Annotated in this window: 22 protein-coding genes; 11 read left to right on the top strand and 11 right to left on the bottom strand. The window is 61.0% G+C overall.

The features are described from left to right. The first annotated feature begins 2 nt into the window (after positions 1 to 2). Positions 3 to 230 carry a DUF1150 family protein gene (locus Q0899_RS08450; protein WP_298296412.1) on the top strand — a complete coding sequence of 76 codons (228 nt, stop codon included), beginning with the start codon at positions 3 to 5 and terminating at the stop codon, positions 228 to 230. Further along, complete coding sequence (locus tag Q0899_RS08445) at positions 227 to 1,105, top strand: PhzF family phenazine biosynthesis protein (protein ID WP_299192174.1); 879 nt, start codon at positions 227 to 229, stop codon at positions 1,103 to 1,105. Before Q0899_RS08450 ends, Q0899_RS08445 begins: the two co-directional genes overlap by 4 nt. 196 nt (positions 1,106 to 1,301) lie before the next feature. On the opposite strand, the gene Q0899_RS08440 is transcribed toward Q0899_RS08445, so the two are convergent. The 3 genes from Q0899_RS08440 to trxB form a co-directional block, all read right to left on the bottom strand. Further along, positions 1,302 to 3,374, bottom strand: coding sequence for a bifunctional sulfate adenylyltransferase/adenylylsulfate kinase (locus tag Q0899_RS08440; RefSeq protein WP_299192172.1), 2,073 nt, complete (start codon positions 3,372 to 3,374; stop codon positions 1,302 to 1,304). 186 nt (positions 3,375 to 3,560) lie between these two features. Then, positions 3,561 to 4,418 (bottom strand): penicillin-binding transpeptidase domain-containing protein, encoded by an 858-nt coding sequence (locus tag Q0899_RS08435; RefSeq protein ID WP_298296422.1) that lies wholly within the window; start codon positions 4,416 to 4,418, stop codon positions 3,561 to 3,563. A gap of 119 nt (positions 4,419 to 4,537) precedes the next feature. Continuing rightward, positions 4,538 to 5,479 carry a thioredoxin-disulfide reductase gene (gene trxB / locus Q0899_RS08430; protein ID WP_298296425.1) on the bottom strand — a complete coding sequence of 314 codons (942 nt, stop codon included), beginning with the start codon at positions 5,477 to 5,479 and terminating at the stop codon, positions 4,538 to 4,540. Between the two features lie 169 nt (positions 5,480 to 5,648). On the opposite strand from trxB, the gene Q0899_RS08425 reads away from it, so the two are divergent. Beyond that, positions 5,649 to 6,149, top strand: coding sequence for an Lrp/AsnC family transcriptional regulator (locus Q0899_RS08425; RefSeq protein ID WP_298356061.1), 501 nt, complete (start codon positions 5,649 to 5,651; stop codon positions 6,147 to 6,149). A 3-nt stretch (positions 6,150 to 6,152) separates the two neighbouring features. Here the strand turns inward: Q0899_RS08425 and Q0899_RS08420 are convergent, their stop codons facing one another. Further along, entirely contained in the window at positions 6,153 to 6,965 is an 813-nt protein-coding gene (locus Q0899_RS08420) for a Hint domain-containing protein (protein ID WP_298296431.1), read from the bottom strand. Between the two features lie 348 nt (positions 6,966 to 7,313). Between Q0899_RS08420 and Q0899_RS08415 the strand changes: the two genes are divergently transcribed. After that, positions 7,314 to 8,969 (top strand): tetratricopeptide repeat-containing sulfotransferase family protein, encoded by a 1,656-nt coding sequence (locus Q0899_RS08415; RefSeq protein WP_298296435.1) that lies wholly within the window; start codon positions 7,314 to 7,316, stop codon positions 8,967 to 8,969. A 58-nt stretch (positions 8,970 to 9,027) separates the two neighbouring features. Here the strand turns inward: Q0899_RS08415 and Q0899_RS08410 are convergent, their stop codons facing one another. From Q0899_RS08410 to lgt, 4 genes are all read right to left on the bottom strand, one after another. Next, the gene (locus tag Q0899_RS08410; protein ID WP_298296438.1) at positions 9,028 to 9,186 is read right to left on the bottom strand and encodes a hypothetical protein; all 159 of its coding nucleotides are present in this window, start codon (positions 9,184 to 9,186) and stop codon (positions 9,028 to 9,030) included. A 312-nt stretch (positions 9,187 to 9,498) separates the two neighbouring features. Next, the gene (gene pgeF, locus Q0899_RS08405) at positions 9,499 to 10,254 is read right to left on the bottom strand and encodes a peptidoglycan editing factor PgeF (RefSeq protein ID WP_298296441.1); all 756 of its coding nucleotides are present in this window, start codon (positions 10,252 to 10,254) and stop codon (positions 9,499 to 9,501) included. Between the two features lie 7 nt (positions 10,255 to 10,261). Then, positions 10,262 to 11,323 carry an SAM-dependent methyltransferase gene (locus tag Q0899_RS08400; RefSeq protein WP_298296444.1) on the bottom strand — a complete coding sequence of 354 codons (1,062 nt, stop codon included), beginning with the start codon at positions 11,321 to 11,323 and terminating at the stop codon, positions 10,262 to 10,264. Continuing rightward, positions 11,320 to 12,210 carry a prolipoprotein diacylglyceryl transferase gene (lgt, locus tag Q0899_RS08395; protein WP_299192167.1) on the bottom strand — a complete coding sequence of 297 codons (891 nt, stop codon included), beginning with the start codon at positions 12,208 to 12,210 and terminating at the stop codon, positions 11,320 to 11,322. The genes Q0899_RS08400 and lgt overlap by 4 nt, the downstream gene beginning before the upstream one ends. Before the next feature lie 93 nt (positions 12,211 to 12,303). Here lgt and Q0899_RS08390 point away from each other — a divergent pair, with 93 nt between their 5' ends. Beyond that, the gene (locus Q0899_RS08390; RefSeq protein WP_298296449.1) at positions 12,304 to 12,588 is read left to right on the top strand and encodes an accessory factor UbiK family protein; all 285 of its coding nucleotides are present in this window, start codon (positions 12,304 to 12,306) and stop codon (positions 12,586 to 12,588) included. Positions 12,589 to 12,647: 59 nt separating this feature from the next. Here the strand turns inward: Q0899_RS08390 and Q0899_RS08385 are convergent, their stop codons facing one another. Then, a complete protein-coding gene (locus Q0899_RS08385; protein WP_298296452.1) occupies positions 12,648 to 13,049 on the bottom strand; it encodes an MAPEG family protein in 402 nt (133 codons plus the stop codon). A 104-nt stretch (positions 13,050 to 13,153) separates the two neighbouring features. Here Q0899_RS08385 and Q0899_RS08380 point away from each other — a divergent pair, with 104 nt between their 5' ends. Continuing rightward, positions 13,154 to 13,510, top strand: coding sequence for a helix-turn-helix domain-containing protein (locus Q0899_RS08380; protein WP_298296455.1), 357 nt, complete (start codon positions 13,154 to 13,156; stop codon positions 13,508 to 13,510). On the opposite strand, the gene Q0899_RS08375 is transcribed toward Q0899_RS08380, so the two are convergent. Continuing rightward, positions 13,507 to 14,073: a hypothetical protein gene (locus Q0899_RS08375; protein ID WP_299192163.1), complete on the bottom strand. Its 567-nt coding sequence runs from the start codon at positions 14,071 to 14,073 to the stop codon at positions 13,507 to 13,509. The genes Q0899_RS08380 and Q0899_RS08375 overlap by 4 nt on opposite strands. 152 nt (positions 14,074 to 14,225) lie before the next feature. Here Q0899_RS08375 and Q0899_RS08370 point away from each other — a divergent pair, with 152 nt between their 5' ends. The 4 genes from Q0899_RS08370 to Q0899_RS08355 all read left to right on the top strand — a co-directional run bounded on the left by Q0899_RS08370 (position 14,226) and on the right by Q0899_RS08355 (position 18,785). After that, positions 14,226 to 14,963, top strand: a complete 738-nt coding sequence (locus tag Q0899_RS08370; RefSeq protein ID WP_298297744.1) for a transporter substrate-binding domain-containing protein — start codon at positions 14,226 to 14,228, stop codon at positions 14,961 to 14,963. A 23-nt stretch (positions 14,964 to 14,986) separates the two neighbouring features. Further along, positions 14,987 to 15,778 carry an amino acid ABC transporter permease gene (locus Q0899_RS08365; protein WP_299195332.1) on the top strand — a complete coding sequence of 264 codons (792 nt, stop codon included), beginning with the start codon at positions 14,987 to 14,989 and terminating at the stop codon, positions 15,776 to 15,778. A 54-nt stretch (positions 15,779 to 15,832) separates the two neighbouring features. Continuing rightward, a complete protein-coding gene (locus Q0899_RS08360; protein WP_299192161.1) occupies positions 15,833 to 17,851 on the top strand; it encodes a M3 family metallopeptidase in 2,019 nt (672 codons plus the stop codon). Positions 17,852 to 17,957: 106 nt separating this feature from the next. Continuing rightward, on the top strand, positions 17,958 to 18,785 hold the full coding sequence (locus Q0899_RS08355; RefSeq protein ID WP_298296463.1) for an inositol monophosphatase family protein: 828 nt from the start codon (positions 17,958 to 17,960) through the stop codon (positions 18,783 to 18,785). Positions 18,786 to 18,800: 15 nt separating this feature from the next. Here Q0899_RS08355 and Q0899_RS08350 read toward each other — a convergent pair whose 3' ends face one another. Beyond that, on the bottom strand, positions 18,801 to 19,277 hold the full coding sequence (locus Q0899_RS08350) for an SH3 domain-containing protein (RefSeq protein ID WP_298297750.1): 477 nt from the start codon (positions 19,275 to 19,277) through the stop codon (positions 18,801 to 18,803). Positions 19,278 to 19,404: 127 nt separating this feature from the next. Here Q0899_RS08350 and Q0899_RS08345 point away from each other — a divergent pair, with 127 nt between their 5' ends. Further along, on the top strand, positions 19,405 to 20,391 hold the full coding sequence (locus tag Q0899_RS08345; RefSeq protein ID WP_298296467.1) for a D-glycerate dehydrogenase: 987 nt from the start codon (positions 19,405 to 19,407) through the stop codon (positions 20,389 to 20,391). Positions 20,392 to 20,438: the final 47 nt, after the last annotated feature.

Here is a 20,438-nt window from a genome sequence, read left to right as displayed (position 1 = left end):
CGATGAACACCCCATTTGACCTCAAGACCGGAATGGATGCGCGCATTGTCTATGTGCGGCCCGTCGACGTGGCCGACCTGCCCGCCGAAGTCCGCGAGGAATCGCAAGGCTTAGAGACCATCTATGCGGTGCACGCGCCCGACGGTGAACGCCTGGCGCTTGTGGCCAACCGCCGCATGGCGTTTGCCTTGGCGCGCGAAAACGACTTCGCGCCGGTCACAGTCCATTGAGCCGCAGCTTTCCCTTCGACTGGGTTGACGCCTTCACCGATACCCCATTCGGCGGGAATGGCTGCGCGGTTGTGCATGACGGCGGCGCGGTGGATGTCGAAACCTGCCTGAAATACACCCGGGAGACGGGTCTGGTGGAATGCACCTTTGTGGGCCCCTCTGATGTGGCCGATGCCAAAGTGCGGTACTTCTTCCCCACAATGGAAATTCCTTTTGCGGGGCACCCGACCATCGCGTCGGTCGCCTCGCTGCTGTCGCGCGGGGTGGTCAAAGGCCCGTCGCTGACATTGGAGACCGGGGCAGGGGTGGTTCCGATCGAGGTGTCGCCCGACGGGCTGATCACCATGACCCAAAACGCGCCGGTATTTGGGGATGAGGTGTCGCCCGGCCTTATTGCGCGGCTGTCTGGCCTGTCTGATGATGACATCATCGGCCAACCGCAGGTCGTCTCCACCGGTTTGCCCTTTTGCATTGTCGCCCTGAAGTCGCATGACGCGCTGCGCAAAGCCACGCTGGATTTGGACGTGCTGCCGGAGTTCCAGAAGGGCCTGACCGTGAACGGCGTGCAGGTGATGGAACCCTATTTCGTGGCTCTTGGCGGGGCCACTGACGCAGGCGACAGCTTCGGCAGGCTGCTTCTCGCCCCGCCCAGCCCGCCAGAGGACCCGTTCACCGGCTCCGCCACCGGCTGCGCGGCGTCGTATCTTTGGAAACACGGGTTGATCGATCGCCCGCGTTACGTGGCCCAGCAGGGCCATGATTTGGGACGCCCTGGCCAAGCGCAGGTTGAGGTGCTTGGCCCGCGGGATGCAATATCGGGGGTCAAGGTGTCAGGCCAAGGTCGGATTGTAATGGCTGGCGAGGTCCATTTCTAGGAAGGCAATGCGGACGCTGGCTGGGGCGGCATGAGCCCGCCCCGACATCTCATTCTGTGCTATCACGCCTGAGCAGCGCGGCCAATTTCTCGAGGAGAAACTGGGTTCAAATCCTCTTCGAGGATTTGGTTGCGCCTAGCCGAAAGGCAGGCGGCCCTCTTGAGAGGACCGCCTGTCAACTTCATGTCGGGACGTGTCAGGCCGAGATCAGCCCCATCGATTCCAGCTTCAGGATTACCTGATGCGCGCAGTTGTCGACTTCGACATTCTCGGTCTCCACAGACAGCTCTGGGTTTTCAGGCACGTCGTAAGGGTCTGAGATGCCGGTGAATTCCTTGATCTTGCCTTCACGTGCCAGCTTGTAGAGCCCTTTGCGGTCACGGCGTTCGCATTCCTCGATGGAGGTCGCGACATGAACTTCGCAAAACGCGCCAAAGGCCTCGATATCCTCGCGCACGGCGCGGCGCGTCGTGGCGTATGGCGCAATCGGGGCGCAAATGGCGATGCCGCCATTCTTGGTGATTTCGGAGGCCACGTAGCCAATGCGGCGGATGTTGAGGTCGCGGTGTTCCTTGGAGAAGCCCAGCTCGGAAGACAGGTTCTTGCGCACGATGTCGCCGTCCAAGAGCGTCACCGGGCGGCCGCCCATTTCCATCAGCTTGACCATCAGCGCGTTTGCTATGGTGGATTTGCCCGAGCCGGAGAAGCCGGTGAAGAACACGGTAAAGCCCTGCTGCGCGCGCGGCGGGCGGGATTTGCGTAGCTCTTCAACCACTGCGGGGAAGGAGAACCATTCGGGAATCTCCAGCCCTTCGGCCAAACGGCGGCGCAGCTCGGTGCCCGAGATATTGAGGATGGTGACATTTTCCTTATCCGCGATCTCGTCGGCGGGTTCGTATTGGGCGCGCTCCTGCACATAGACCATGTGCTTGAAGTCGACCATTTCGATGCCCATCTCGTCCTGATGCTCGCGGAACAGGTCTTGCGCGTCATAGGGCCCGTAGAAGTCTTCACCGGCGGAGTTTTGGCCGGGGCCCGCGTGGTCGCGGCCAACAATGAAATGGGTGCAGCCGTGGTTTTTGCGGATCAGGCCATGCCAGACCGCTTCGCGGGGGCCGGCCATGCGCATGGCGAGGTTCAAAAGGCTCATCGCGGTGGTTGAGGCGGGGTACTGGTCCAGCACCGCCTCGTAGCAGCGCACGCGGGTGAAGTGGTCGATATCCCCCGGCTTGGTCAAGCCCACAACGGGGTGGATCAGCAGGTTGGCCTGCGCCTCTTTGGCGGCGCGGAAGGTGAGTTCCTGATGCGCGCGGTGCAGCGGGTTGCGGGTTTGGAACGCCACGACCTTGCGCCAGCCCATTTTGCGGAAATAGGCGCGCAGCTCGTTCGGCGTGTCGCGGCGGGCGCGGAAATCGTAATGCACAGGCTGCTGGATGCCGGTCACAGGCCCGCCCAGATAGATTTTGCCCGCTTGGTTGTGCAGATAATTCACGGCGGGGTGTGCGCTGTCATCCGCGCCAAACACCCTCTCGGCCTCATGCGATTTGTTCGGCTCCCACCGGTCAGTGACGGTCATGGTGCCCAAGATCACGCCTTCCTGGTCGCGCAGCGCAATATCCTGGCCAATTTCAAGCGACTTGGCAAAGTCTTCCGACACGTCCAGCGTAATCGGCATCGGCCACAGCTCGCCGGTGGTCAGGCGCATGGTGTCGACGACAGAGTTGTAATCCGCCTCCGACAGGAAGCCTTTCAGCGGGTTGAACCCGCCATTCATCAGCAGCTCCAGATCGCAGATTTGGCGCGGGGTCAGGTCGTGGGATGTCAGCTCGGCGGCCTCAGATTTCATCTTCTGCGCGCTGTCATAAGAGACATACAGCTCCGGGATCGGGGCGAGGTTGTTTTCCATTTGTCTAATCCTGTTACTAAACGGGGTGAGGCCGGTATTTTCGCCGGTCAGTTCGGCATGAAGCGCGTCGTATTCCGCAAACTTGCGTCCTAGGAATGCGGTGGTCAGTCGGTTCTTTTCCGCCGCGCCGCGGGTGGTGAGGGAGTAGGCGAAGCGCTTGCGTTTGTCAGACCCAGCCCGTTCGCTGATTTTGACAAAGCCCGCCTCCGTCGACGCCCTGAGAAGTGCGTTGAGTTTGCCCAGCGAGACCCCCACAGCCTCCGCCGTCGCCCGCTGAGAGGCATCTGCGGCCAGATCCAACTGGCGCAGAAGACGGAAGCGCAGGTCTTCCTCCTCTTGAATGGGTTTCGGTCTTGACGTCATGACGCGCGACTCAATGTTTGTTCACGCGTGAACGCATTGCATAATCTGTCCTCGATTCAAAGAAAAAATGTCTATTTGCCGATGCTCGCGCATCTTCATGGCAAAAATGACATTCTCATTGTGCACCAGACCAAGATGGTTGCTCCCCGACAAAGAGCGTTCGCGGTGCAATCTGAGGCACGATCTCTATTTTGCGCCGGTGGCGAAACCACAAGCGATCAACAGGTCCTTCGCGAAGGACTGACGAAAGGATCGGATCGCAGAAAAGTTTCTGCCACGGGCGTGATGGGCAAAAACAACTTTGGTGGCGTCGCCATGCATAAGCCAACCAACATACCAACCTTCAAACATCCCCGAAAATTCTCCCTCGCGAACGGGTCCTGCACCGGTTTTTCCGTAAAGCGTCAAATTTCCCAGGGGTCCTGCTTCTGCCGCCTGCATCAGCCCCGCCAAATGGGCCTTATCAACCGTAAGACCGCCGGTCAGCAATCGCTGCAGGAAGCGCGTCTGTTCATTGACGGAAAGGGCCAACAGCCCGCCAAGCCAAAAGCTGTCGGACCCATTGGGAGCGCTGGCATTGCCATAGCCCCATTGCGTCAGAGTTTCGCGATATTGCGGGGCGCCAACATCCAGCGCGATGTCTTGAAAGTACCATAGGGCAGAGCGACGGAACGCACTTTCCAGTGTCTGGCCCTGCCGCCATTCGCGGGGCCAATAGGCCAAAGGTGGACGCCGCTCCCGGTCCCAATCCCTCCAGTCGTTAATGCCGGTGGCGTGCCCCGTGCCAAGCGCGATCAGCATGTTCGGGATTTTGAAGGTGGACCATGGGGCATGCCGGGTCTCTAGGTCGCTGTCGCTCAACATGCAGCGTTGATCTGATTGCAGATCAAGTGCAAGGAAGCTCGACGACTTATCGCCAATGGTGTCGGCGAAAAGATCGCGATCCAGCACCGCGTCGGCCAGCGACACGTTGCTCATTGCGGTTACGGCAGCTATCGCCCAGCCAAATCTGCGACAGGCCCGCGATAGGTTGAAGACTGCCATGGGGGTGCCCTCTCTGAAACGGTCGGATGCTTACCACAGACATATGTGCGCGTGACGTGTTCCGCAATCGCTGCACTGCGACGGGACGTTCAGAACCGGTTCATCCGGGCTGCGGCGCTTTAGTCGTCCCCCGCCAGGAACCGTTCCGCTTCCAAAGCCGCCATGCAGCCCATGCCCGCCGACGTTACCGCCTGGCGGTATTTGTGATCCGTCAAGTCGCCTGCAGCAAAAATGCCGGGGATCGACGTCTCGGTGCTGTCGGGTTTGGTCACCACGTAGCCGCCCATATGGGTTTCCAGCACGTCCTTCACCAGCTCGTTCGACGGCGCGTGGCCGATGGCGACGAACACGCCCTTGCAGGGGATTTCGGTGATCTCGTCGGTCTGCACGTTGCGGACTTTGACACCTTCGACGGAGTTGGGGTTCTCGGTGCCAATCACCTCTTCCAGCTGGTGGAACCACAAAGGTTCAATCTTGGGGTTCTTGAACAGGCGGTCTTGCAGGATCTTCTCCGCCCGCAATTCGTCGCGGCGGTGGATCAGCGTCACTTTGGAGGCGAAGTTGGTCAGAAACAGCGCTTCTTCAACAGCCGTGTTGCCGCCGCCTATCACCACGATTTCCTGGCCGCGATAGAAGAAGCCGTCGCAGGTGGCGCAGGCGGAGACGCCGAAGCCTTTGAATTTCTCTTCCGAAGGCAGGCCCAGCCATTTCGCCCGCGCGCCAGTCGCCAAGATCACCGCGTCAGCGGTATAAACCGTGCCGCTATCGGATTGGCATGTGAAGGGACGTTTCGAGGTGTCGATGCTGGAGATGATGTCGCCCACCACCTCGCAGCCCATCGCCTTGGCGTGGGCTTCCATCCGCACCATCAGGTCGGGGCCTTGCACCTCGGTGTCGCCGGGCCAGTTTTCGACTTCCGTTGTGGTGGTCAATTGCCCGCCGGGCTCGATGCCCTGCACCAAGATCGGCTCGACCATGGCACGCGCGGCGTAGACGCCGGCGGTGTAGCCCGCGGGGCCGGAGCCGATGATCAGAACTTTGGTGTGACGTGTCTCGGCCATGGTGGTCCCCTGAGGTCTATTTTGCAGCCCGACCGATATATGCCGCCCAGAGCGGAGGTGCCAGAGGGCGCTGCTCAATTCTTTGTTCTGACTTTTTATTGCTCAGGTGTGAAATAAAGTTGCGCGCAGCTGCGTCGCTTTGTAAGTTATGAGCAGCTAAGGGGACGACATGGCCATTTCGAAACTAGACGACATTGACCGCAAAATTCTGGCAGAGCTGCAGGCGGATGGTCGCATGACCAATGTGGAACTCGCCAAACGCGTCGGTATCTCCGCGCCGCCTTGCCTGCGCCGGGTGCGCACTTTGGAGGAAAGCGGCTTCATCAAAGGCTATCACGCCGAGGTCGAGGCCCGTGCGTTGGGCTTCGAGGTGCAGGTCTTTGCCATGGTCGGGCTGCAGAGCCAGGCCGAAGCCGACCTGTCCGCCTTCGAAGAGCGTTGCAACGGCTGGCCGCTGGTCCGCGAATGCCACATGCTGAACGGCGAGGTCGATTTCATCCTGAAATGCGTGGCCCCCGACCTGTCAAGCTTCCAGAGCTTCCTGACCGAAGAGCTGACATCCGCAGACAATGTGGCGAGCGTGAAGACATCATTGGTCATTCGCGGCGCGAAAGACGAGCCGGGCGTGCCGTTTGACGTGGTGGAAGAACGCCTCAGCCAGATCAGCTGAGGATCAAGCGCCCTCGCGCAGCGCGCGGACCTCAAAGGAGGTCAGGCGTTGGGTCAGCTGCGGGCCGAAACTTTCCAGGGACCGCGCCTGCGGGAAAAGGCGCAGCAGCGAATAAAGCAATTCGTCGTCCAGCAGCGTTTCCGTGAAGGGGCCGGGGTGGAAGCTTTCCACCTCCACGCCGTTGGCCAGAATGGTCGCTTGCCTGTCAAATGCGAGGTTGAACAGCGATATCGACGAAATAGGCGTGATGGACACGACCTGCACACCGTCCTCAAAGGCGCGGACCGGCGCAAAGGCCAGGTCCACGCCAAACAGCGCCTTGCAGGCAGCGTGGCGCATCAGGATATGAGACCGGGGGGCCAGCATGAGATCAGAGGCGGGCTTTGCAAGCCCAAACGCATCACTGGTCACCCGGAATAGCTTGCCGCGTTCGTTGGTTTGCGCGTCGCGCGGCGTCATGTCGTAAGAGCCGACCCATTGGAGGGGCAGGGGGCCGTATTCACTGGTTAACACGCCCATTCCGGGCGCGAGGTCTTCGACCGCAACGGGCCCTTGGGTGGTCGAAATCAGCGTGCCGCGCGCCACATTGGCGCAGGCGCTTTCGATCACCGGAACAGAGGGGGCCACTATTGTGTCGTAGGAAACCTCGCCGGCATGCGACAGCCAGGCGATGTTGTAGGGGCGCGACATCATGTGCGGCCGGGGCAGAGGACCCCGCAGAGGCGCACGCGACGATGTGGAGGGAGTGGAGCCGAAACCGGCCTTGGAGGTCATCTGCTGATCAGCGCCAAAACGCGCGGCTGGGGAGTAGGTCATGCGTCGTCCCTTTCAGGGCTTGCTGGCCTGCACGGTCCCCACCGTTATGCAGATGTGTCATCGTTACTTGCCCCAACAATGGCCACTTTCCGGCCTAAAAGTCAAAATATTCGGGGTAATGGTCGCCATCTGGTGGCCAATCAAGCCGCCGCCGACAAGATTGTTTCCCCATCGCCGGGCAGTGCTGCCACATTTCCACAAGCGCGGATTGCGAAGGCCCCGAATCGGGCGCCTCACAGCGGCGCGGCCCCGGGCCTACACGCGGTCTTGCCTGAAGGCTGGTTGCCCCTGATCCCGCGTGCTACGTCAGCAGGGCGAGCATACGACAAAAAGGCCAGGCCCGACCCCGTGTTGACCACCGAGCAAATCAAGAAACTCTACGCCAAAGCTCTTGCCGCGCAGACTGCCGGTCGGCTGGACGAGGCCGCCAAAGGCTATGCCCGGATCATCAAGGCCAACCCCAAAGTGGCGGAGGCCCATTTCAACATTGCCCGGGTCTTCGCCAAGAAACGAAACATCCCCGACGCCGCCCGCCATTTCGAGGCGGCGCTGCAGCTGCGTCCGGGCCAGCCCGAGATCTGGCTGGCCTATCTCGATATGGCGTCGCGCCATCCCAACATCGACAATCTCGCCAAGCTGCTGACCCGCGCGTCGGCGCTGCGGGGCGCGCATCCCGAGATGGATTTCTATCACGGGTTGGTCGCGGCAAGGCGCGGCGACAGCGCGGGTGCGCGTGCCGCCATCGAAAGGGCGGTTGCTGGCGGTTTGGTTTCGGCCCGCGCGCAGACCGAGCTTGGTGTGCTGCTGGCCGGGGCCGCGGAAAGCGACGCGGCGATCAGGGCTTTCGACGAAGCGCTGCGGCTCAAACCGGGCTACGACTACCCGTTGGCGCGCAAGGCTGATCTGATGCGCAACCTTGGTGACTACGACGCGGCGCTGGATTTGGCCCGTCAGGCGATCGAGGCCGCGCCAAACGTGGCGCAGCTTTATTATTCCTACGCGTCAATCCGCAAAATGCAGCCCGACGACCCGATGATCGGCAAAATGAAGGCGCTGCTGAACAAGCTGGCCGCCAAGGATCCCGGGCGGGCGCATTTGGGCCACGCGCTCGCAAAGGCGATGGAGGATACCGGCCAGCAGGGCGAGGTGTTCCGCTATCTCGACATCGCCAATCGCAGTGCCGCCAAGGCGTTTCCCTACGATCACGGCTCCGATGCCGCCGCGGTGACCGAGACGCGGCAGCGGTTCGAAGGCCTGACAGGCGCGCATTGCCCACCGGGCAGGTGCGGCGAGGGGCCAACCCCGATTTTTGTGACAGGCATGCCCCGCTCGGGCACCACGCTGGTGGAGCAAATCATCTCCTCTCATTCCCGATGCGAAGGGGCGGGGGAGCTGGGCCTGCTGAGCAAGGAGTTTCAGGCCGCCTTTCAGTCCGCCGGTGACGACATGCCCGCGCTGTGCGACGCGCTTGGCGCGGCGGGCGCACGGTATCGCGATATGCTCGCTGCGCGCTTCCCCGACGCAGCCTATGTGACGGACAAATCCATCAGCAGTTACGGCGCAATCGGGTTCATCCGGCACGCCTTGCCGGATGCGCGCATCGTCGTGGTCCGGCGTGATCCGGCCGACAACGCGCTGTCGATATACAAGAACATGTTTGCCGGCGGGCAGCACCGCTACGCCACGGATCTGCGCAACATCGCGCGGTTCTACAAGCTGTTCGAGGCGCAGGTGGTGTTTTGGGAACGGCATTGCCCCGATGCATTCGCGCAAATCCGCTACGAGGATCTGATCGCCGACCCCGAAGGCCAGAGCCGTCAACTTGTCGCGGCGGCCGGGCTGGAATGGGAAGACGCCTGCCTGTCTTTCTATGACAACAAGCGGCAGGTCGACACGTTGTCCACGACGCAGGTGCGCCAGCCGATTTACAGTTCGTCCGTGGGGGCTTGGAGACGGCACGAGGCTGCCATGGCGCCGTTCATCGAAGAATTCGCGGCAGAATAGAGAAACGCCCGCATGTGGGAGGACATGCGGGCGCTTACTAGGGTCAGTCGAGGACGGCTCAGGCCGATTTAAGCTCTGTGTTATTCAGCTCTGGTGCCTCGACCGCCAAACGGGTCTTCCAGGGGGTGCGGCGGTTGCTGCGTGTCCATGGCATAGTCGCGGCTGTGTCGGCGCTTTCTTCAAGTACCCATTTCATCCAGCGTGTGTTCTTGGCCATGGTGCCCTCCGGTTCTGTTTAAAGTGGCCCGGGTCTGCTGCCTTGGGGTGCAGCGTCTGATGACCCGAGCCGAAAAAGTCGTGTCCCGTCCTGGGACGCTCTCTTTGTCGCAATTCAATCGGGCAACAGAATGGCCGGCGATACTTTTTTTTCAGAAATGTTGGGCCCGGATTGTGGCGGGCGGCAGGCGCTACGGTGCCCCATGAATTAAGGGGTTGTTAACCATTGTCAGGCGGGGCGGCGGGCAGCTTTGGGGCAGCAATAAGATGTGCTTTGCCCAGATATTGGCACGAATGGCGAAACAATCGGCGGCTAAAGGCGGATTGTTGCGATGAGTCGCCCGTAATCGGGGTCTTTGTCATGGACCGACCGGCGGTAGGAATAAAACCGGCGCGGGTCTGCATAGGTGCAATGCCGGGTCCAGTCCGCCTGAACGCCCGCGGCGCGCAGCCGCGCCAGCCCGTAGCCCGGCAGGTCGAACTGGTATTTGTCCGCCGCCACGCCTTGGGCGAAGAAGCGCGCGTTGTCGGGGTCGTCGTCAAGGAAGCGTTCTAGATACTCTTGCCCCACCTCGTAAGACGCCTGGCTGATCGACGGCCCGATCACTGCCCTTATGTGGTCCCGGTCCGCGCCCAGCGCTTCCATCGCGTCCACCGTCGCCTCCAGCACGCCGCCCACCGCGCCGCCCCAGCCCGCATGGGCCGCGCCCACCACGCCATTCTCCGGGTCGGCAAACAGCACCGGCTGGCAATCCGCGGTCAGAATGCCCAGCGCGATGCCGGGCGTGGCGGTCACCATGGCGTCGGCCTTCGGCCGGTCCTGGCGGGCCTCGGTCAGGGCCACGACCTCGGCGGAGTGGTATTGATGCACAGACACCAGATGGTCCAAATCTACCTGCATCGCGTCGGCCACCCGCGCGCGGTTGGTGGCCACAGCGTCGGTCTGGTCCGAAGATCCGAAGCCGCAATTCAAGCCTTCAAAGATGCCAGACGACGCGCCGCCACGCCGGGTGAAGAACCCATGCCGGAACGGGGAAAGGCTGTCTGAGGTGATGATCTCAAGGGTCATGTGGGGGTCACGCTTCAAATCCGGGTGGGGGCGGCGCGCCCTTCGGATAGAGCGCCACAGCTTTGAAAAGGGTCCCCATTTCTGAGGGCTCCGTCAAGCGGCGATAGGCGGCGAGATGCTGGTTGAGCGCGTTTTGGTCGCGCGCGTCATCCAGTTTCTCCGCCAATGCTTGCGCGCGCGGGCCGATCCCCAGACCGTGCAGCAACGCGCCCTGCGTGGTCATTGCGGATGTTTCGCAAAGACTGGCATCAGTGACGGCCCTGAAATCCACATGCGCGGTCAAATCCGCGTCGCCGGGGGCCTGCATCGGGTCGCAGGGCTGATGCGCCTTCAATGCCTGAAAGGTATCGCCCAGCGAATTCCAGTCGCCGTAATCCACGATGAGGGCGGCGCCGCCATGTCGGGCGATCCTGCCTGAAATCTCGCCAATGATGGGTGGCAGGGTTGGGCATAGCTCCACAACATCCCCGTCGCCTGTGTCCTGCAACCGATGGGAGAGCGCGTCAACGGGGGTCGGCTCTGTCCGGCCAAGCCGCAACATGTCGCCCTCGGCCCCCACACGCGTTTCCGCCCAACCGCGCCCCTGGCGGGTGAATTGGCGAATGGGCAGCGCGTCAAAGAATTCGTTGGCGATGAGGAACAAGGGCGCATCTGGCAGGTCCGCCACGGTGTCGTGCCAGGTGACGCGGGCACCCATGAGCGTTGCGCGTTGAATGTCACGTAGCGCGGGGCTGGCCTCGACCAGATGCACATCAGGCGCGAAGCCCGGCACTGATTTGGTGGCCCGCAAGATATCCGCCATCAACGTGCCGCGTCCCGGCCCAAGCTCGGCCAACACGCAATCGCCGCCTCCCTGATCCAGCCATGCCTGTGCCAGGCAAAGCCCCAATAGCTCGCCAAACATCTGGCTGGTCTCAGGCGCGGTGATGAAATCGCCTTGCGCCCCCAGCGGGTCGCGGGTGGCGTAATAGCCAAATTCCGGATGCAGCAAGCAGGCCTGCATGTAATCCGCCAAAGACATCGGGCCGTCGACGGCGATCTGCCGGATCAGCTGCGCCTTCAGGCTCATGCCGCGCGGCGGCGGGCGCCCCAAATGATCAGCAAGCCCACGATGATCATCGGCGTGGACAGCAATTGCCCCATGGTCAACCCAACCTCACCAATCTGCCACGCATAGCCCAGCGGGTTTGTGGCAGAGGTGAACTGCGCATCCGGTTGGCGCACGAATTCCACAATGAAACGCGCGATGCCGTAGCCCGCCAGAAACGCACCGATCAACGCGCCAGGGGTTTTTAGCCAGCCCTTGCGGATCGCCAGATAGAACAGAACGGCGCACAGGATCAGGCCTTCCAGCAGCGCCTCGTATAGCTGCGAGGGGTGGCGCGCGCACATCTGCTCCACCGTGGCGCAGGCCTGTGCCGCGTCGCCGGGGAAGACCACGGCCCAGGGCAGGTCGGTCGGACGGCCCCACAGCTCGGCATTGATGAAGTTGGCGATGCGTCCAAGGAAGATTGCGGGTGGGGTGGCCACGACGATGGCGTCGCCCGCGCTCAAAGGCGAAAACTTGTTCTTCCAGCAAAAGATCAGCCCGGCAATCAACACACCCAATGCGCCGCCGTGAAACGACATGCCGCCGTTCCAGATCTGCAAGATCTCTCCCGGATTGGCGAAGTAATAGGCCGGCTGGTAGAACAATACGAAGCCGAAGCGCCCGCCCAGCACCACGCCCAAGATGATCCAAGTCACCAAGTCCGAGGCGTTCTCCGACGTCATGGGCGACTTGTTTTCCGGCCACAACCGCGCCCGTTTGAACAGTTGCACCGCGATAAACCAGCCGATGATGATGCCCACAATGTAGGCCATGGCGTACCAGCGCAGCGAGAACTCGCGGCCGAACAGCTCCAGCGTGAAAATGTCGGGGCCGATGTCGGGGAAGGGGAGGAGCGCTGCTAACATACCGGCATGGGTGCGACGCCCCTGCGACGATGTCAACCTTGAGAAATGCGCAAACCGTCCCCATATAGGGGTCAAGCAAGCACGAGGTACGATATGCAAACCCGCAACAAATTCTTCGACGACATGTCGCAAATGATGACCAACGCGATGGGCGTGGCCCAGGGCGCGAAGTCGGAGGCGGAAAATGCCATGAAATCCATGGTCGACCGCTGGCTGGCGGATCGCGACTTTGTGACCCGCGACGAATTCGACGCCGTGCGCGCCATGGCCCAGAAGGCCCGCGAAGAGAATGAAGCGCTGAAAGCCCGTCTCGACGCGTTGGAGGCCAAGCCCGCCAAAAAGGCGCCCGCCAAGAAAGCGGCGCCCAAGAAAAGCTAATTGGCTTTAGATCTTTGAAAGGCGCACGCCCCGGCGCGGGGACGTGCGCTTTTTTGTGCCTAGGCCAGATTGAGCAGCCGTAGCGCCAGCACGAATTGGCAGGCAAAACCCGCCACAAACAGCACCGTGCGGATGATAGGCAGCGCCAGCGTGTAGACCACGTAATGCGCCAGCCGCACGAAGAAATAGAGCATCGCCGCGGTGGCTGTTAGCGCGTCGCCCAACTCCAGCAGCCCAACCATCAGCGCGAGCGGGGCAAAAACCGCAAGGTTCTCGACCGCGTTATAATGCGCGCGCTTTGCTCTCAGCGCCCAGTCCTTGTCATGCGGATGCGCCGCCGTCGGGTCCCACGCGGCCTGGATCGGCCCAAGCTGCACAATCAGCTGCAAAATATAGGGCACCCATAGCAGCCCGGTCAGCGTCACCGTCAGGGTCAGCCAGTAAAGTTCGGGGATATTCATCGGTCGTCTCCAATCATCTGTGATGACGCCCACGCTAGACCTTCACTGAATTTCGCGTAAGTATGCACAAATAGGACCCATACTATCATATTGGATACTGCTTCATGCGAAAACAACGCCACGACCCCGAAAAGCTGGAGGCTTGCCCAATGGAGGCGACGCTCGACCTGATCGGCGGCAAGTGGAAGGGCGCGATCCTGTTCCGCCTGTCGGAACAAACCATGCGCTTCAACGAGCTGGGCCGCCTGTTTTACAAAATCACGCCCCGCAGCCTGACCAAACAATTGCGCGAGCTGGAGGCCGACGGGCTGGTGCACCGCGAAATTTACCCCGAGGTGCCGCCCAAGGTCGAATACAGCCTGACCGCCAAGGGAGAGACCCTGCGGCCCGTGCTGCATGCGCTGAAAGACTGGGGGGAAAAGGAAGTGCTGGCCCCGATGAAAGCCGCCCAAGAGGCCTAGCCGCCGAGGCTGAACCCCAGCAGCATGACAATAACGTAGGAAAAGCACAACGAGCACACGAACAATGGCCGCGCCATGTAGGTCAGTCGGCCGTAGCGGTCCACCACATCCGCCACCTCGTCGCGCGTCAGCCCAAACCGCAGGCTGCGCAAAGTCTGCTCGGATGCGTCCCGCGCGGCTTCGCCCGCGTCGCGGTTCCAGACCAGCACCGCGATCAGGTCCAGCGCGATGGACATCGGCCACAGCAGCACCCCCGAAACGGCCCCGATAAACCGCCCCGCCTTGGCCGCCGCCTTGCGCGATTTGTACTTCTCGACCAGCCCCGCGTAAGCGTAAGCCCATTCGCTGACCGCTTTCTCGACGATGCCAAACAGCAGATACATCATCGCCAGGTCCCGCATCACCGCAGGCAGCCCCACAGGCAAAGCGTTTCGGGCGTCGCGATACAGGTCAATGCACGACCCCAGCCAGCCCTTCGGCACCCAGCCAAAGCCGCTTGCCACCAGCGAGGCAAGCACCACCAGCGACAAAATCCAGCACAAAAAGACAATCACGCGCATCATGGCATTGGCCTAGCCCGCCCGCGCGCAAGAGGGAAGGGGAGCCTTGCACCCGCGCTCCTCGCCAAGCTACGCTTCGGGCAATCATTTCATTTGGAGTCTGACACATGAAACTGCTGACCACGCTATTTGCCGCCACCCTCGCCACATCCGCCATGGCCGACGGCCACCTGCCAAATCTCGACGGCAAAGAGGTCGTCTTCGTCACCGAAAACGCCTACCCGCCGCTGCAGTTCATTGAACCGGGCACCGGCAACGCCATCGGTTGGGAATATGACGCAGTGGCGGAGATCGCCAAGCGCATCAACATCACCGTGGTCTATGAAAACACCAGCTGGGACGCGATGATCCCGGCCGTGTCCAGCGGGCAATATGATGTGGGCATGACCGGCATCACGATCCGCGAGGACCGCAAAGAGCAGGTGGATTTCTCCGACAAATACATGACCTCCGAGATGGTCATGCTGGTGCGCGGCGATGAAGACCGGTTCTCCGACGCTAAATCCTTCGCCGCTGACGCGGACCTCTTGATGGCCGCCCAACCCGGCACCACGCCGTTCTATGTGGGCGTCTATGACGTGCTGGATGGTGACGAGGCCAACCCCCGCATCATCAAGTTTGAGACCTTCGGCGCGGGCGTCGCCGCGCTGCGCACGGGTGATGTGGATTTGGTGCTAACCGACGGCACCGCGGGCAACGGCTATGTCGACTCTTCGGGCGGTGCGCTGAAAATCGTCGGCGAAAAGCTGGGGACCGAGGATTTCGGCTTCATCTTCCCCAAAGGCTCTGACCTTGTGGAGCCGATCAACGCTGCCATTGCCGACATGACCAAAGACGGCACCATCGACGCGCTGAACACCAAATGGTTCCTCGACTACAAGCTGGGCGGCTGAACCAGCTTTAGCCCAGCGCCATGATGGGCCCGTCAAACCCCGATAAGGATTTCCCCTATTGGCTCGTCCTTTTGGGCGGGCTGATGGTGTGGATGTTCTATCAGGTCTGGGCCAATGATTTGTATTCCCAAGTCATGGGCACGCTGTCCAAGGGCATTCGCATCACCGTATTGGTGACGCTTATCGGCTTCTTCATGGCGTCGCTCACAGGCCTGATCCTCGCGGTCATGTCGCTGTCGCGCTCCATAATCCTTCGCCAGATCGCCCGCTTCTACATCGAAATCGTGCGCGGCATTCCCATCATTGTGCTGCTGCTTTATGTGGCCTTCGTGGTCGCCCCGGCCGTGGTCTACGCCATCAATTGGGCGCTGGAACCGCTTGGCGCGGACCCGTGGCGCACCCGCGACTTCCCGCTGCTGTGGCGCGCCACACTGGCGCTTGCAATCGGCTATTCTGCCTTTATTGCGGAGGTCTTCCGCGCGGGCATCCAATCCGTCGAACCGGGCCAGATCGAGGCAGCGGAAGCGCTGGGCCTCTCCCGCTGGCAACGCTTCCGCCACATCGTCTTCCCGCAAGCCATCCGCACCATCCTGCCGCCCCTTGGCAATGACTTCGTGGCGATGGTGAAGGACTCGTCGCTCGTGTCCGTCCTTGGCGTGTCCGACATCACGCAGCTGGGCAAGGTCACCGCAGCTGGCAATTTCCGATACTTCGAGACCTACAACATCGTGGCCCTCATCTACCTGACGCTCACGATCACCCTGTCCCTCGGGTTGCGCCGCCTGGAACGACAAATGCGTGACAAGCCGCATTGACCCGTTGCAGCCGCCGGTCCGCGCATTAGGTTGACGTGCAAAGGAGACCCCTCAATGACAAACCCGCTGCTCGCCCCCTGGAACACGCCATTCAACCTGCCGCCTTTTGGTGCTTTCACCGACGAAGATGTGGCAGAGGCATTTGAGGAAGCGCTGGTGCTAACCCGCGCGCAGCTGACCGCCATAGCCAACAACCCCGAGCCGCCGACATTTGCCAACACCATCGAGGCAATCGAGCTGATGGGGGAGAACATGGAAAAGGCGCTCGCGCCATTCTACCTGCTGGCAGCAGTGTCCTCCACGCCGAAACGCGAAGAGCTGCAGCGCGCCTTTTCCCCGAAGCTGGCTGATTTCAGTTCCGAGGTGATGATGAACCGCGCCGTCTTCGCGCGGATCGACGCTTTGTGGGCGCAGAAAGACGAGCTTGGACTGACAGCAGAGCAGGAGCGGGTGCTGTATCTCCACCGGCGCGGGTACGTGCGGGCGGGTGCGCAATTGCAAGGTGCCGACTATGACAGGTTAAAGGAGATTAAAAGCCGCCTCGCCGTGATCGGGACGTCCTTCACCCAAAACCTGCTCGCCGATGAGCGCGACTGGTTTGTACAAATTGGGGAAAACGACCTTTCAGGGTTGCCCCAATTTGTACAAAACACCGCAAAACAGGCGGCAAAAGACCGAAATATTGACGGATACGTCATCACTCTTTCGCGTTCGTTAATCGTGCCGTTCCTGCAATATTCCGACCGCCGCGACCTGCGCGAACAGGCGTATACCGCATGGGTGTCACGCGGCGCGAATGGTGGAGAGACCGATAATCGCGAGATCGCGTTGGAAACTTTGGCCCTGCGCAAAGAACGCGCCAACCTGTTGGGCCATGACACATTTGCCGATTATAAGCTTGTCACGGAAATGGCGCAAACCCCTGAAAACGTTCGCGAATTGCTGATGAAAGTCTGGGAGCCCGCCAAGGCGCAGGCCCTTCTGGATGCTGAGAAATTGCAAGAGATGATGCATGGCGACGGCATAAACGGCGCGTTGGAACCATGGGATTGGCGCTACTATTCCGAAAAACGCCGCGCCGTGGAACATGATTTGGACGAGGCGGCATTGAAGCCCTATCTGCAGCTCGACAACATGATCGAAGCGGCGTTTGATTGCGCTAACCGATTGTTTGGATTAGATTTTTCTCCACTCGACGTGGCCCTGCATCACGAAGACGCCCGCGCGTGGGAAGTGACCCGCAACGGCCAGCATGTCGCTGTTTTTATTGGAGATTACTTCGCCCGAGGCGGCAAACGCTCTGGCGCATGGTGCTCCGCCCTGCGCTCCCAACAGAAGCTAAAGGGCGACATCCGCCCCCACGTCATCAACGTGTGCAACTTCGCCAAAGGCGACCCGGCACTGTTGTCATACGACGACGCCCGCACGCTCTTCCACGAGTTCGGCCACGCGCTGCACCAGATGCTGTCGGACGTAACTTATGAAACGATTTCAGGCACTTCCGTGCCGCGCGACTTCGTGGAACTGCCCAGCCAGCTGTATGAACACTGGCTGGAAGTGCCGGAGGTTTTGCAAAAACACGCGACACATTTTGAGACCGGGGAAGCGATGCCAGCCGCCCTTCTGGACAAGATGCTGAAGGCCGCGACATACGACCAGGGCTTCGCGACGGTCGAATACGTGGCCTCTGCCTTGGTGGATCTGGAGTTTCATAACGGCCCTGTCCCAACAGACATCATGGCCCGTCAAACGGAAATCCTCGACAGCCTCGGCATGCCCGCCGCCATCCGCATGCGCCACGCCACGCCCCATTTTGCCCATGTCTTCGCGGGCGACGGATATTCCTCCGCCTACTACTCCTACATGTGGTCGGAGGTCATGGACGCCGACGCGTTTGAGGCGTTTGAGGAGGCCGGGGGTGCCTTTGACCCTGAGATGGCTAAGAGGTTGGAATCGCAGATACTTTCGACTGGCGGATCAAAGGAGGCGGCGGATTTATACATGGCGTTCCGGGGCAAGATGCCGGGCGTGGACGCCTTGCTGAAAGGGCGCGGTCTGGACAAAGTGGCCTGACCGGCCTGGGCTGGAAAAATCACCTTAGGTCAGCTTACGGGGAATGAAGGTTGTTTTTTCCCCGTAGCAGTGGTTTGACGGTTTGGGGACAAATTTAGGGACGCCTATGCTGACCGACGAACAGACCGATGCGCTGATTGAAACCGTACGCGCCGTGGCAAAGGCAGAGATATTGCCGCATTTCCGCAATCTTGGCGCGCTGGAGATCGACAGCAAGTCCGCGCCCGATGACTTGGTCACCATAGCCGACCGTGCCGCTGAATTGGCGATCTCCAAGGCGGTGCATGACATTCTGCCAGACGCTGCGATTGTCGGCGAAGAGGCTGTGTCAGCGGACAAAAGTGTCCTTGCGCGGGTCAAGGAACCGGGAACGGTCGTCATTATTGATCCGATTGACGGCACCTGGAATTATGCAAATGGTGTCGCGACTTACGGCGTAATTCTCGCTGTGATCGAGGACGGCGAGACTGTTTTCGGGCTGCTCTATGACCCCAGCTATGACGACTGGATCATGGCTCGCAAAGGGCAGGGGGCCTTGTTCTGCCGCGCCGATGGGCGGCGCGAACCAATGCAGCTTGCACCACCACCTGACGCATTGTCGGATTGCTTCGGTTTTGTGGGGATGTATCTGTTCAATGCAGAGCGGCAGGCGCAATTGGCCGCCACCTTGCCGAAGTTCCGGCGGACGCAGACGCTGCGCTGCTCGTGCCACGAATACCGCTTGCTGACACAGGGCGCGTCGCAGTTCTGCCTCAATGGGATGTTGAACGTGTGGGATCACGCCGCAGGCGTTTTGATTTATCAGGAGGCCGGAGGCGTGGCGCGCCTGCTGGACGGGCGATCCTACAGCCCGGCAATGCGTAAGGGCCATCTGCTGACCGCCGCATCAGAGCCGCTTTGGGAACAGCTTTCGGAATTGTTTGGCGACGAATAACGCGTTCTATTCGCGCTATTCGCGCGTTTCGCCTGCCATCAATCCCCAAAACGCGCTGCGTTTGATCCAGCCTTTGGAGCCTTCCACGGTGACGCGGCACCAGCCATCCACACATTTTCCCAAGCGCGCAATGACGCCAGCCTCGGCATAGGCCTGAACCGCAGATGAAGGGTCGGCAAGCTTGTGAATGGGGGCCATGTCCTCTTCGACCAGCACGGTCCGGACGCCTGACAGCAAGGTGTAGTGTACCCAGCCGCCTGCGCCGTCGCGATCCTGGACACGCCGCCAATGGCCGTGTTCGGCGATTATCTGAAGCGGCATGTTGCGGCGCTGGAAAACCCAGTCGATCCGATGGGTTAGCGAAGGCCCGCGGCGCACATTGCCCTCAGATGCTTTTAGTGAAACGAAACGCGGCATCGGCAAGTTGGTCACCGGACCACGTTCCGCCGCCATTGCTTGGCCAGACCACAAAACGGCGCAAATAGCCGCCATACCCAAAACCGATTTCATAAGCTGCCTGCCCTGACTGCTATTTTTTACTTCGGGGCTTATTCACCTTGCCCCTTCGCGGATGATCTTGTCACTATGGATTTAGATATTCCAGCGGGGAGGCGTGCTCTTGCCGAGACAAAAGCTAAGTGTTGTCGTGACGCGACGGTTGCCAGACGTCGTCGAAACCCGGATGAGCGAGCTGTTCAATGTGCGGCTGCGCGACAGCGACGACCCCATGAGCAAATCCGAACTTGCAGCAGCGATGCGGGAGACCGACGTCCTGGTGCCGACGCTGAGCGACAAGATAGATGCCGGCATGCTGGGGCAGGCAGGCGATAAGCTGAAATTGATTGCGAATTATGGCGCGGGCGTCGACCACATCGACATCGCAACGGCAAGGCAACGCGGGATTTTGGTGTCTAACACCCCAGGCGCGGTGACCGAGGACACGGCTGACATGACGCTGGCGCTGATCTTGTCGGTTACCCGTCGTATCCCCGAAGGCCTGGCAAAGATGCAAAGCGGTGACTGGGAGGGCTGGTCGCCAACCGCCTTGATGGGGGGGCGGATCGCGGGACGCAGGCTGGGCATTTTGGGAATGGGCCGCATTGGGCAGGCCGTCGCCCGGCGCGCGCGGGTTTTCGGGATGCAAATCCATTACCACAATCGCACCCCGGTGCATCAAGGTATCGCCGACGGGTTGGAGGCAACCTATTGGGAAAGCCTGGACCAGATGATTTCGCGGATGGACGTGCTGTCCATCAACTGCCCGCACACGCCTGCAACCTATCATCTTATGAACGCGCGCCGCTTGAAGTTGATGAAGCCGTCGGCGGTCATTGTGAACACCTCGCGCGGCGAGGTCATAGACGAGAACGCGCTGACGCGGATGCTCAGGGCCGGAGAGCTGGCGGGCGCAGGTCTTGACGTTTTCGAACGCGGCACTGACATCAACCCCCGATTGCGTGAGCTGCCCAATGTCGTGGCCCTGCCGCATATGGGGTCGGCGACGGAAGAAGGTCGGGTCGAGATGGGTGAGAAAGTTCTGCTCAATATCAAAACATTCGATGACGGGCACCGCCCGCCCGATCAGGTCGTTCCGGGGATGTTGTGACGTCAGTTTGACGGAGCCCCAAACTTCGGTATCGTGACAGGGTTCCT

The organism is uncultured Litoreibacter sp., assembly GCF_947501785.1.
Lineage (GTDB): Bacteria > Pseudomonadota > Alphaproteobacteria > Rhodobacterales > Rhodobacteraceae > Litoreibacter.
This window is presented reverse-complemented; position numbering and strand designations above follow the sequence as displayed.

What these genes read in the sequence shown, in the direction of transcription:
- Q0899_RS08375 (WP_299192163.1), bottom strand. Translation starts at nt 14,073, where the DNA reads ATGATGCGCGTGATTGTCTTTTTGTGCTGGATTTTGTCGCTGGTGGTG.
- Q0899_RS08370 (WP_298297744.1), top strand. Translation starts at nt 14,226, where the DNA reads ATGGCCGACGGCCACCTGCCAAATCTCGACGGCAAAGAGGTCGTCTTC.
- Q0899_RS08435 (WP_298296422.1), bottom strand. Translation starts at nt 4,418, where the DNA reads ATGGCAGTCTTCAACCTATCGCGGGCCTGTCGCAGATTTGGCTGGGCG.
- pgeF (WP_298296441.1), bottom strand. Translation starts at nt 10,254, where the DNA reads ATGACCCTTGAGATCATCACCTCAGACAGCCTTTCCCCGTTCCGGCAT.
- Q0899_RS08350 (WP_298297750.1), bottom strand. Translation starts at nt 19,277, where the DNA reads ATGGCGGCTATTTGCGCCGTTTTGTGGTCTGGCCAAGCAATGGCGGCG.
- Q0899_RS08365 (WP_299195332.1), top strand. Translation starts at nt 14,987, where the DNA reads ATGGGCCCGTCAAACCCCGATAAGGATTTCCCCTATTGGCTCGTCCTT.
- Q0899_RS08400 (WP_298296444.1), bottom strand. Translation starts at nt 11,323, where the DNA reads ATGAGCCTGAAGGCGCAGCTGATCCGGCAGATCGCCGTCGACGGCCCG.
- Q0899_RS08390 (WP_298296449.1), top strand. Translation starts at nt 12,304, where the DNA reads ATGCAAACCCGCAACAAATTCTTCGACGACATGTCGCAAATGATGACC.
- Q0899_RS08355 (WP_298296463.1), top strand. Translation starts at nt 17,958, where the DNA reads ATGCTGACCGACGAACAGACCGATGCGCTGATTGAAACCGTACGCGCC.
- Q0899_RS08385 (WP_298296452.1), bottom strand. Translation starts at nt 13,049, where the DNA reads ATGAATATCCCCGAACTTTACTGGCTGACCCTGACGGTGACGCTGACC.
- trxB (WP_298296425.1), bottom strand. Translation starts at nt 5,479, where the DNA reads ATGGCCGAGACACGTCACACCAAAGTTCTGATCATCGGCTCCGGCCCC.
- Q0899_RS08360 (WP_299192161.1), top strand. Translation starts at nt 15,833, where the DNA reads ATGACAAACCCGCTGCTCGCCCCCTGGAACACGCCATTCAACCTGCCG.
- Q0899_RS08380 (WP_298296455.1), top strand. Translation starts at nt 13,154, where the DNA reads ATGCGAAAACAACGCCACGACCCCGAAAAGCTGGAGGCTTGCCCAATG.
- Q0899_RS08420 (WP_298296431.1), bottom strand. Translation starts at nt 6,965, where the DNA reads ATGACCTACTCCCCAGCCGCGCGTTTTGGCGCTGATCAGCAGATGACC.
- Q0899_RS08425 (WP_298356061.1), top strand. Translation starts at nt 5,649, where the DNA reads ATGGCCATTTCGAAACTAGACGACATTGACCGCAAAATTCTGGCAGAG.
- Q0899_RS08440 (WP_299192172.1), bottom strand. Translation starts at nt 3,374, where the DNA reads ATGACGTCAAGACCGAAACCCATTCAAGAGGAGGAAGACCTGCGCTTC.
- Q0899_RS08450 (WP_298296412.1), top strand. Translation starts at nt 3, where the DNA reads ATGAACACCCCATTTGACCTCAAGACCGGAATGGATGCGCGCATTGTC.
- lgt (WP_299192167.1), bottom strand. Translation starts at nt 12,210, where the DNA reads ATGTTAGCAGCGCTCCTCCCCTTCCCCGACATCGGCCCCGACATTTTC.
- Q0899_RS08410 (WP_298296438.1), bottom strand. Translation starts at nt 9,186, where the DNA reads ATGGCCAAGAACACACGCTGGATGAAATGGGTACTTGAAGAAAGCGCC.